Genomic DNA, 11,779 nt, shown 5'->3' on the forward strand with positions numbered 1-11,779 from the left:
TGAGAGCTCAAAGTAAATAATTATTGCCTCTCTTGTGGCAATATGATTTACTTCTCGGTTTCATGCTTAAAATTAAGGAATAACATAGATTTCGAACGCAATAAATTCGAATCGGACTAAAATATACACTTTTAACAACAAAAGCAACTTTTAGATACAATTAAAACATCAAAACGATATTTTCGTTATAAAAAATACAAAGCATCAGCGTTGATTTTTTCTGCAAATATCGGCATTCGATTACCATTAAGAAGCTTCATAAGCTCTTTTCATAACTATGGCGGAATTAGGGGATTCATGAAGGTTTTTCTATCTTTGCCTACACATTTTTTTCCATGAAAAGGATTAGAGAAATTAGTCATTTTTTCTATGGTCAGTATTTTGCTGAAGGATTGATGATTACACTAGGGTGTATCATCCCATTGTTAGTATGTATATACGCAGGATATTTAAACGAAGGTACCCTGATTTCTTTTGGTGCATTATTAATTGGACTTTCTGATACACCTGGCGCCCCATCCCATCGTCGTTTAGGAATGTTATCTACAATCGTGCTCGGTATCCTGACCTACCTGATTATCGTTCTTGTCAACTTTTCAATTCCATTAACGACTATTTTCATAGCGGTATTGAGCTTTCTTTTTGCGATGTTTGCTGTTTTCAACGCACGAGCTGCAACTGTTGGCGCAATGTGTACGCTTCTAATGCTCTTCAATGTCCAGCACGCTATCACAGCAGGAAACATCTGGTCGCCGCTCTTGCTTACCATCATCGGAGGGCTGTGGTATATGCTCCTAAGTATGTCCGTGATAAAAATACGCCCATACCGTATTGCCCAACAGGAACTTGCAGAATCCATACGTTATGTAGCAGATTATATTCGGTTAAAAGCTAATTTTTATGACCCCAATGTTAATATAGAAAATAATTACATTAAATTAATTGAGAAACAGGTCGAAGTTAACAAACATCAGGAATCTGTCCGGGACATTCTTTTCCAAAGCAAACGTTCTATCAAAGATACGACTAAAATTGGTCGTTATCTCACGCTTATTTTCTCCGATATTGTTGACCTCTTTGAACAGAGCTTGACCACTCAATATGACTACAATGCCATTAAAACGGCTTACGGTCAATATGGGGTACTTATTCCGTTTAAGCATACCATATTAAAAGTAACCAATGAACTGGACAATATAGCGTATGCCATCAATGCTAATAAATTGCCTAAACCCACCTATACGTTTGAAAATGACATGAATCGTTTGTTGGAGTCTGTAGAGAGCCTCGACAAAAAAGGCATTAATACCATTCCTCTAAAAAAAGTAATAATCAATATTCGAAGTATAATCAAATATCTGGATAATATATATAGCTATAATTCGACGAATGTTGGCCCCAATATCCCAAAAGAAGAAATCGACTCGGCATCCCAATTCATTACACGCGATCAGATCGACTGGAAGAAATTCAGAAGTAACCTTAGCCTAGAATCGTCAGCTTTCCGCCACGCATTGCGTATGGCTATTGTACTTTCTGGAACTTATCTTATACTTAATCTCGTAAACTTCAGTCCAAACGGGATCTACTGGACTTTATTGACGATCATGGTTATCCTGAAACCCGGATTTGGGCTTACACAAGAAAGAAACTTACAACGTCTTGTTGGAACATTAGTGGGCGGAATTATAGGTGCTGCGGTTATTTTTTTCATTGCCGATGTAAATATCCGGTTTGCTTTATTGATATGCTTTTTCCTTGCAGGGTATAGCTTGTTCCGTATCAACTACATTGTTGCTGTGATGTTTATTACGCCTTATGTATTGATTATGTTGAGTTTTCATGGCACAAACACGTTGGAGATGGTGGCAGAACGGGTAATCGACACTTTCTTAGGGGGAGCAATAGCGTTCGTATCAAGTTACATCATCTTTCCTAATTGGGAAAGCACACAATTCCGCGACAATGTACGCAGTTTACTCATCGCTAATTATAACTACCTCGCTCAAGCCATTCAAATTCTTTCCGGCAAAGAGCTTACGGTAACGAATTATAAGCTTGCCCGAAAAGAAGTATATATTGCCTCCGCCAATATGGGATCCACTTTTCAACGTATGCTTACAGAACCCAAATGGCGTCAAAAGTATACAAAAGAAGTCAACAGGTTTGTCATTCTTGACCACATTCTTTCCTCACATTCTGCCAACCTGCTTACCCAGGTAAATCAGGCAGACATTAGCTCTTATCACGCAGAACATGTCAAATTGTTAAAAAAGGCTCTTTCCGAACTGAACAAAGCTATTACATTAATCCCGCCCCACGATGATGAAGAAGTGTTTGAACCTAAAGAGGAATTTCCGAATCTCAATGAGGTGAGGGATGAAAACGATGAAAGTAAATTAATTACCGAACAATTACAGTTTTTAAGTAAAATTTCAGGAGATTTACACAAAGTCACACAGGAGCTCGTCAATCGTGCAGCGGAACTGGAGTCCGAGAAACAACAGGTTTAATAAATGGATAATCATTTTGATGTATTAATTATAGGTGCCGGTCCCATTGGGCTAGCGTGCGGTATCGCTGCACAACAAGTAGGTTTGTCGCATATTATTATAGAAAAAGGTTGCTTAGTTAATTCTTTGTATAACTACCCGTTGAATATGACTTTCTTTTCTTCTTCGGAACGGCTGGAAATTGGAGACACCCCCTTTGTTACAACGTTACCAAAACCAAAAAGAGCAGAAGCGCTGGAGTACTATCGACGTATTAACGGGAAATTCAATTTAAATACGCACCTTTTCGAAGAAGTAATTGACGTACGAAAAGACGATGATCTTTTTATTGTTATAACAACCAAAAGGCAATACACAGCTCAATCTATCGTAGTCGCTACTGGTTTTTACGACGTACCGATGCTGCTAAATGTGCCTGGGGAGGATCTTCCAAAAGTTTCCCACTATTATAAAGATCCACATTTCTACGCTAACCAGCACGTTGTGGTTGTAGGCGCAAGTAATTCCTCTGTAGATGCGGCGCTGGAAACTTATAGAAAAGGTGCAAAAGTAACGATGGTAATACGCGGGCCAGAGATAGGTACTCGTGTGAAATACTGGGTACGACCGGATATAGAAAACAGGATTGCACTTGGTGAAATTGACGTCTATTACCAAAGTAGGCTAGCAGAAATAAAAGAAGAAACCGTTATCATATCCACATCTGGAGGAACAATTGAAATCGAAAACGATTTTGTGCTAGCATTAACAGGCTATCGTCCGAATTTTGATTTTTTGAAAAAAATTGGAATAGAGATTCCTAATGAATCACCGATGATTCCAACCCATAACCCAGAGACCATGGAAACGAATATAGCAGGACTGTACTTAGCTGGCGTGGTATGTGGTGGTCTTAATACGCACCTTTGGTTTATCGAAAACTCCAGAATCCATGCTGACATTATTATGCAACATATTTTGGAGCGGAAATCTAGTCATTGCGCAAGCCTCGAAGAAAAATCTTAACCATCTTCTGCTGTTTAGCGAGGATAAGGTCGAATTCATTTGGTGTCGGGAACAGGCAATCATTCAAGTCTTTACTTAAAATACCGACACGCATGCCCATCAAAGAAAAGAGCAAAAGCTCTGCAGTTTCGTTAAAATCATCTACATCGATTTCTTTGTTTTCAACACCTTTTTTCAATATCCGGCTATATTGGTCACGAATGCGTTCGAAGAACGGGCCGATATTCTTTCCCATTTCTCCCGGATTTTGGACAAATTGAGAGGAAGAATATTCAAACAGATTGTAGTTTTCCCGCACAATCACCATCCGACTCTCCACAGCATATAAGAGGATATCCTCTACACCCGGAGTTTTTGTCATGTATACCTCTACCTTATTAATCATCTCGTTGATGACGTGTTCCAGGACCGCAGTATATAGGCTGTGCTTGTCTGGAAAATAATAGTACAACAAAGCCTTAGAAAAGGAAAGATCTTTAGCTATTTCTGCCATGGTAGTCTTCGCCATCCCGAAGTGGGCAAAACGCCGTTTTGCAACATCAAGTATCTTCGCTCTCTTTACATCAACATTCTTAGTCATGCTATTTTATTATTTAAATATTAGGCTTTATGCTATCTTTACAGCGACATTATAAAGTTAATTCTTTTTTTGATTTTTTAAAAGAATTAGTCAAGTTAAGACATTTACAAAAAAATGACAAACACCATCCAGCAACACATCTCATTAAAAACTTACAACACATTTGGCATCGAGGTTTTCTGTAAAGATTTTATAAAAATAGCAGACGAAAGTCAGCTACCTAGCTTATTCAAAGAAGGGCATTTTTCTAGGAAATTCTTTGTGCTCGGAGGTGGTAGCAATGTATTGTTCACAAAAGATTACACTGGCCTGGTTATACAGATGAGTAACAAAGGAATTACACATTTTATCGAGGGTAATTTTATTTATATCACGGCGAAAGCAGGCGAAGTTTGGAACGACTTCGTCTGGTATTGCGTGGAACATAATTTTGGAGGTGTGGAAAACATGGCGCTCATTCCCGGTACAGTGGGAGCGTCCCCTATACAAAATATAGGAGCTTATGGCACGGAACTCATGGATGTATTCTATTCTTGCCAAGCGTTTGATACGACCACCGGAGAATTTACAACTTTCCGGAATAACGACTGTGAGTTTACTTATCGAGACAGTATATTTAAATCTAAGTACAAAGGACGCTTTATCATCACTTCAGTAACCTATAAATTGCATTTGCACCATAAAATAAATACATCATATGGTGCTATCAATATGGAGTTGCAGAAAAGAGGCATATCCTCTCCTACTATAAGAGATATTGCGGAAGTAGTCTCACATATTCGTGTAGAAAAGCTTCCGGATCCGTCTACCATTGGCAATGCTGGCAGTTTTTTTAAAAATCCGATCATCCCAACAAAAGTGTTTGATAAATTGCAGAAAATATATCCAGATATTATTTTCTACACCATCGACGAAAACCATGTCAAACTCGCAGCAGGTTGGATGATAGAATCCTGTGGATGGAAGGGAAAAATAGACGGGAATGTAGCAATCTGGAAAAACCAAGCATTGGTTATCACCAATTTAGGCAACGCAAGTGGTTCAGAAATTCACCTAACATCGTCTAAAATAATGAACGATGTGTATAAAAAATTTGGAATTAAGCTAGAACGGGAAGTAAATATCCTCTAGAAGTTTTCAACAATTGTGAATTCAGATTGTGAAAAATAGAAATCCCTCCCTATTCTATTGGCTTTTAAAGAGTTATTTTTCATAAAATCGGCATTCCGATAGTAAATTTAATGGAATATTCATTTAGACTTAACGATAATCGAAAAGTTTAGCACGCCATTTGCATATTTTGGAGTGCAACCGTAGTTCATGCAAATGAAGTACACCTTAAATAGCTAATTGAACAAGAGTATGTTCATTTAGTGCAGTGTAAACTTTTTAATCCAGTCTAATATGAACAGAATAGAATTCAACACTTTGGTCATTCGACAATCAGAATCACTAAAAGCGTACGCAAGAAATTTCACTAGAGACCAGGATGATGCCAACGATTTAGTGCAAGATACTCTTTTGAAAGCCGTTACCTATTTTAAAAACTTTAAAGAGGGCACCAATCTAAAAGGCTGGTTATACACCATCATGAAAAATACGTTCATCAACAATTACCGACGGGTTGTAAAAACAAATTCTTTCATTACAAAGGAGGAAGAGATTACCAGTGCAAATCTTGTTGTCTCTGCAACGAAGAACAGAGGAGAAAATAAATTCGTCATGGAGGATATCAATCACGCACTATCCAACTTGTCCGAGGACTATTATGTTCCCTTTACTATGTATTTCGAAGGTTACAAATATCATGAAATATCCGATCATCTGAATATCCCTATTGGAACAGTAAAAACACGCATCCACGTGGCACGTAAAGTCATGAAAAAAACATTGAGCGCCTATAAATTTAGTTATTAAAATCTATAAAAAAATGCCCGATTCGGGCATTTTTTTATAGATTTATGTTCAGTCCACCAATTCAAATCTAGATAACGTGATAAACTGCTGAATTCTTTCGCTAATATCAGCTGGAGATAATTGCTGCAACTGTTCTGTTCCGAATTTCTCTACACAGAATGAAGCTAATGCTGAGCCATAAATAACTGCATTTTTCATATTGGTAAAATTAATCGATTTCACTTTTGCCAAATAACCTATAAAACCACCAGCAAACGTGTCCCCTGCTCCTGTCGGATCAAATACATCAGCCAACGGTAATGCGGGAGCAGAAAATATTTGTCCTTCACCAAACAGTAAAGCCCCATGTTCTCCCTTTTTAATAATAAGGTATTTGGGCCCCATTTCCAATATAATCTGTGCAGCTTTAACCAAGGAGTACTCGCCAGAAAGCTGGCGTGCTTCTGCATCATTGATAGTCAAAACGTTGACTTTTTTCAATACGGTTTTCAGATCTTCTAAAGCCACATCCATCCAAAAATTCATCGTATCCAAGACGACCAATTTTGGCTTATTTTGTAAACGTTCCAAAGTAGCTATCTGTACCTGAGGAGTTAAGTTACCCAACAACAAATATTTACAATCTTGATAAGAATCCGGTAGTTTCGGATCAAAATCCGCCAACACATTCAATTCTGTCACCAATGTATCACGGCTATTCATATCGTTGTGATATTTCCCTGACCAAAAGAACGATTTTCCACCCTTCACAACCTCCACACCTTCTACATCAATACCTTTCGATTGGAGAATGTTCAGATTATCATCTCCGAAGTCTTCTCCAATTACAGAAACTAATTTTACTTTATTATATAGGTATGAAGCTGCCAGACCAGCAAATGTAGCGGCACCTCCTACAATTTTATCGGTTTTTCCGAAAGGTGTTTCAATGGCATCGAAAGCCACTGTACCTACGATTACTAAACTCATATTCAATTTTTTATTAATACACCGAAGAGCAACACAAAGGTATAAGAATGTACTATAAATAACAAAAGCTGTCGGAGAAACTACAACATATCCGAAAAGACCGTCATCTGGTTTTTGTAGAAATCGATTTTCTGGTATACCCGATTGAAAAATATTTTTTTGTCCTTGATACCCGCGTTATTGAGCAATTTGGAGTTTTTCAGTTGATATTGAAAGAAATCATAGACGGTTTTACAAGTATTTTCGTCATGCGTAATATAATACCCCAACATGGTGTATGGCACAAAAAGCGATTTTTTCTGTTGATCTGAAATGAGCACGTTGTTGTTCAAAATCAGCAAATCATGATAGTACAAACGATATTGATCATTTTTATCCGTACATTTCTGTTCTAGTCCGAACACCAACTCTTTCAGGCCGTCACAAAGTGTTCTACCGTGCTCAGCCGACAACAAGCCGGAATGAAAGAAATAGATGATTTGCTGTAATGTACTATTGATCGTCGTATCGTTCCATATTTCGTTTACCTGCACAGAAGCGTAGAACGACGTTAGTTTTTGACTGTGGTCTATGATAGGTGCTTTGGTACAAAACACATCAAAAGATATGTTCATGTCTTCGAGATTTAGTAAATAAAGCCACACATATAGTTTGAATTTCGACAGTAAATCTGTATTTACAGTGTAAAACAGCGGGATGTCCTTTGCCGAATAGTACAACGAGGTTTCTCTATCTGCGGCATGTACATTTAGATATTTAAACGAACTTTCGAGATATTGGCTTAGACCATCAAAACTTCGAACATCTTTGGTTTTCCTGACCAATACGCTGTCACTTCCCTGGAAAAGTTTATCCATTGAAATACCATAATGATTAGCTAGTTGAACTCCCTCTTCCATCGAAAACTTGCTTTTCACCGAAATACGTCGATGAGCCGCATCATAGCTAATATCCAATGCTCCTGCCACCTCCTCTATGAGAGACTTATCTTGGCCTATTTTCTTTCTGATGGTATCGATTAGAATTTCTTGATACATATTTTTGCGATAATCACAAATATAAAACAAAAAAATATTTTTTAACACAAATTTTTGTGTGAAAATCACAATACATTTGTACTATAGATAAATAAAAAAATAGTTGATTCTGAGGATACAATTCTCAACATACAATATAGATATTTGTTTAACAAGACCCGATATAAATTATAAACGAAAAGATCATGGCATCATCAATAGAAAAAGCAAGTACTGCGCTGCACATTATTAATACTGTGCAGAACATGGAACATATTATCGGAAAAATTAGGAACCGTCAGGCTTCCATGCCCAGCGAAGAGAACACATTACCATTCGAACCGGAAGTAAGCGCGGATGGCATTCGGCAACGAAAAACTTTTTTAAAAAATAAAACGGCTACGCACGCTCCTTACCTCATCGAAAACAAAAATTTTGATGACCTCGCAGTTTTGAACGGTAACATCGAAAATTATATCGGCATGACTCGCGTCCCAACAGGCGTTATCGGGCCACTGCATATCATCGGCTCATCTGCCCAAGGCGATTTTTATGTGCCCCTGGCGACCAGTGAAGGTGCGTTGGTCGCATCGTACCATCGAGGTGCGAAGGCTTGTTCCTTAGCAGGCGGTATCACCTCTATCTGTCTGTTGGAAGGCGTACAACGTAGCCCGGTATTCAAATTTGAGAATATTGCTGATCTGGGGCTTTTTGTTGCATGGCTCCTTCCACAAGTCGACAAGCTGAAAGAAATAGTAGGACAAACTAGCCGATTTGCCAAATTGATGGATATCAAAATCCAAATCGAGGGGAATCATCTCATTATAACCCTGGAATATCATACAGGCGATGCCGCTGGACAAAATATGGTGACGATCTGTACGGATGCCATTTGCCAATATATCGTAAAACAATGTCCAACCAAACCCACATTGTGGTTTATTGAAGGTAACTATTCGGGCGACAAGAAAGCAACGGCTTTATCATTCACCAACGTGAGAGGAAAAAAAGTGACGGCAGAGATCGTGTTACCGGAAGAAATCGTCAATAAGGTTCTCAAAACCACGCCAGAGCTGATGGCGGAATATTGGCGTTCATCTACCATTGGTATTATACAGAGTGGTGCGATTGGCGCACAAGGGCATTACGCCAATGGATTAGCAGCCTTGTTTTTAGCTACTGGTCAAGATGTTGCCTGTGTGGCAGAAGCCGCTACCGGCATCACGAGAATGGAGTTGAATAAAGATGGGTCATTGTATGCAAGTGTGACGTTACCTAATTTGGTAGTAGGCACGGTAGGCGGCGGAACCCATCTGCCTACACAACGGGAATGCTTAGAGATGATGGATTGTTATGGTGCGGGTAAAGCCCGGAAATTCGCCGAAATATGTGGAGCACTTGTTCTGGCAGGCGAACTTTCGATTGCAGCAGCTTTATCTGCCGGACATTTCACGCAGGCACACAAGAAGTTTGGACGAAAAAAATAGAAGCCATGACAACTAAAAAGGAAAATATCTGGAATGTGCCCAATGCACTGTCTGCTTATCGCATCTTAGCGTTACCATTTATTATATACGCTATTATTAGCGGAAATAAAAGTTTGTTCATCACCCTCCTATCCATTAATTTAATTACCGATATTTTGGATGGGTTGATTGCCCGCACATTTAAACTACAGACCGAACTGGGTGCAAGACTGGACTCTTTGGCAGATATCGGAACGTATATCATGGCGTTTGCTGGCATGATTGTGCTGGAACAAGATTTTGTGAAAGAATATAGGTTTGAATTTATAGTATTGATAGGCCTTTGGTTGCTTCCGCAGTTGTTAGCTTTATTCCGGTTTGGACGTTTTCCCAGCTTTCATTTGTGGTCGAGCAAGACCATCGGCTATGTCCAAGGCATATTTATATTTACCTTTTTCCTTTTCGGCTTTTGGAAACCCTATTTTTATTTCATGGTGGTGGTAAGCTGTTTATCTTATCTGGAGGAATTGCTCTTGGTTGTATCGTTGCCCAAGCTTCGTTCTAACCTAAAGAGCGCATTTTTTGTCTTCCGAAATAAAATATAATAGATTATGTTTTGGACATTATTCTATATGATCGTTATATTCTTCACTATCGGTGGAATAGCGATATTTGTACTCAATAGGAAGAGTGATGCCGAACAACGGAAAGCACGTTGGGTGAAATATATCTTCTACCTCCTTGCCGTCAGCATAACCGTTTGGTGTATCCAATATGGAATCATGCTCTACCTCGCTATGGTGTTGGTCATCATTGGTGCATACGAGATTGTTATGGGTTGGCGTTCGTCAAACAGGGGAATATTGTTTTTATGGGTATCCATCCTATTTTATATGGCCATAGCTTTTGGCTTTTATCAATTTTCCAGTCAAGTCGCGTTAGAGCGGGTATTATACGTTTATACTATTGTATTTACGTTTGATGGATTTGCCCAAATTACAGGGCAACTCTTTGGTAAGAAGAAAGTGCTGCCAAAAATCAGTCCGGATAAAACAATAGCAGGTGTTGTTGGTGGATATGCCATGGGAATCGCGACGGGATTGTTCGTCATGCAGTGGTTAAATATGTCGGGATATGCGATAGGATTTTCGCCATTACTCATTTGTACAGCGGCATTCGTAGGCGACGCCCTTGCTTCTTGGTACAAACGTCGGTGTAATTTAAAAGATTATAGTAACCTTATCCCTGGACACGGCGGCATATTGGATAGGTTTGACAGTTTCATTTTTGCAGGGGCAATATTTTGGCTAGTTTATTTGTAAGATTTTAGGATGAAAACACAACAAAATGAATACAGCAATCCAGAAGAAAACAACGCTTCTTTCATCACGCGTTTCTGGATATATCAACGGGAGCGTTTTCCCTTGCTGGCACACGGGATTTTGATTAGCGCCTTTAGTTTTTCGGCAATAGCCTATTCCAGAATTTCTAGAGGCGCAACGGGTTTTATCTCCTGGCAACATTTTTTGGTTGGCGTGTTTACCACGGTTACACTTTTTTTACTGGTTAGGATATTTGACGAATTCAAGGATGCCAAAGAAGATGCGATGTACCGTAAGGAATTACCTGTTCCACGTGGGTTAATTTCTCTTCAAGAACTGCGATTAATGGGTATCGTACTGTTCTTAGCGCAAATCGCCATCAATCTTCTTTTCTTTCCCAAAATGCTAATTATTTATGGCATTATAATTTTTTACCTCTGTTTGATGGGCAAAGAGTTTTTTGTAGCAGATTGGCTGAAGAAGCGTTCCTTTTGGTACGTGACTTCGCACATGCTGATTATTCCACTGATTGATATCTACGCCAGCGGGCTGGATTGGTTGTTGGCAGGTGTTGATGCACCAAAAGGACTACTGTTCTTTTTTGCGGTTTCTTTTATGAACGGCATCGTGCTCGAAATTGGACGAAAAATAAGGAACCCATCCGATGAAAAAGTCGGCGTAGAAACCTATTCGTATATGCTTGGTGCTAAAAAAGCGACAGGATTGTGGGTACTTATTTTATCAGTTACGTGGCTATTGAGTATGGCAGCATCTTATTATGCCGGATACGGTATACTTGCTTATATCATTTTAACCGCTATATTTATGTTGAGTTGTATTCCGGCTGTTCTGTTTACGAACAATAGGTCAAGTAAGCGTGCAAAAGCGATTGAATTGACCTCAGCGGGATGGACAATCGCGATGTATCTCAGCTTGGGCGGTGTACCGATGCTGGAACGCCTGTTTTGATAACAACCCTTATTTAAAAAGA

The 11,779-nt window shown here is 39.0% G+C and carries 11 protein-coding genes; 8 read left to right on the plus strand and 3 right to left on the minus strand.

From position 1 onward, the window contains the following. Positions 1-335: 335 nt before the first annotated feature. The gene (locus tag H8B21_RS15770) at positions 336-2,513 is read left to right on the plus strand and encodes an FUSC family protein (RefSeq protein WP_190314692.1); all 2,178 of its coding nucleotides are present in this window, start codon (positions 336-338) and stop codon (positions 2,511-2,513) included. 3 nt (positions 2,514-2,516) lie between these two features. Continuing rightward, a complete protein-coding gene (locus H8B21_RS15775) occupies positions 2,517-3,518 on the plus strand; it encodes a YpdA family putative bacillithiol disulfide reductase (RefSeq protein ID WP_190314693.1) in 1,002 nt (333 codons plus the stop codon). Here the strand turns inward: H8B21_RS15775 and H8B21_RS15780 are convergent. After that, complete coding sequence (locus H8B21_RS15780) at positions 3,484-4,098, minus strand: TetR/AcrR family transcriptional regulator (protein ID WP_190314694.1); 615 nt, start codon at positions 4,096-4,098, stop codon at positions 3,484-3,486. The two genes, H8B21_RS15775 and H8B21_RS15780, sit on opposite strands and share 35 nt — an antisense overlap. A gap of 114 nt (positions 4,099-4,212) precedes the next feature. On the opposite strand from H8B21_RS15780, the gene murB reads away from it, so the two are divergent. Then, positions 4,213-5,229 carry a UDP-N-acetylmuramate dehydrogenase gene (gene murB / locus H8B21_RS15785; protein ID WP_190314695.1) on the plus strand — a complete coding sequence of 339 codons (1,017 nt, stop codon included), beginning with the start codon at positions 4,213-4,215 and terminating at the stop codon, positions 5,227-5,229. Positions 5,230-5,502: 273 nt separating this feature from the next. Next, on the plus strand, positions 5,503-6,015 hold the full coding sequence (locus H8B21_RS15790; RefSeq protein ID WP_190314696.1) for an RNA polymerase sigma factor: 513 nt from the start codon (positions 5,503-5,505) through the stop codon (positions 6,013-6,015). Between the two features lie 48 nt (positions 6,016-6,063). On the opposite strand, the gene H8B21_RS15795 is transcribed toward H8B21_RS15790, so the two are convergent. Both H8B21_RS15795 and H8B21_RS15800 read right to left on the minus strand, forming a co-directional pair. Beyond that, a complete protein-coding gene (locus H8B21_RS15795) occupies positions 6,064-6,984 on the minus strand; it encodes a PfkB family carbohydrate kinase (protein WP_190314697.1) in 921 nt (306 codons plus the stop codon). Positions 6,985-7,064: 80 nt separating this feature from the next. Next, positions 7,065-8,021, minus strand: a complete 957-nt coding sequence (locus tag H8B21_RS15800; RefSeq protein ID WP_190314698.1) for a hypothetical protein — start codon at positions 8,019-8,021, stop codon at positions 7,065-7,067. Positions 8,022-8,206: 185 nt separating this feature from the next. Between H8B21_RS15800 and H8B21_RS15805 the strand changes: the two genes are divergently transcribed. From H8B21_RS15805 to H8B21_RS15820, 4 genes are read left to right on the plus strand one after another with little or no spacing between them, the layout of a single operon-like run. Then, positions 8,207-9,487 (plus strand): hydroxymethylglutaryl-CoA reductase, encoded by a 1,281-nt coding sequence (locus H8B21_RS15805; protein ID WP_190314699.1) that lies wholly within the window; start codon positions 8,207-8,209, stop codon positions 9,485-9,487. Positions 9,488-9,492: 5 nt separating this feature from the next. Continuing rightward, positions 9,493-10,071, plus strand: coding sequence for a CDP-alcohol phosphatidyltransferase family protein (locus H8B21_RS15810; protein ID WP_190314700.1), 579 nt, complete (start codon positions 9,493-9,495; stop codon positions 10,069-10,071). A gap of 6 nt (positions 10,072-10,077) precedes the next feature. Beyond that, the gene (locus H8B21_RS15815) at positions 10,078-10,788 is read left to right on the plus strand and encodes a phosphatidate cytidylyltransferase (protein WP_223815073.1); all 711 of its coding nucleotides are present in this window, start codon (positions 10,078-10,080) and stop codon (positions 10,786-10,788) included. Between the two features lie 9 nt (positions 10,789-10,797). Beyond that, positions 10,798-11,757 (plus strand): UbiA family prenyltransferase, encoded by a 960-nt coding sequence (locus H8B21_RS15820; protein ID WP_190314701.1) that lies wholly within the window; start codon positions 10,798-10,800, stop codon positions 11,755-11,757. Positions 11,758-11,779: the final 22 nt, after the last annotated feature.

The organism is Sphingobacterium chuzhouense (assembly GCF_014692525.1).
Taxonomy (GTDB): domain Bacteria; phylum Bacteroidota; class Bacteroidia; order Sphingobacteriales; family Sphingobacteriaceae; genus Sphingobacterium; species Sphingobacterium chuzhouense.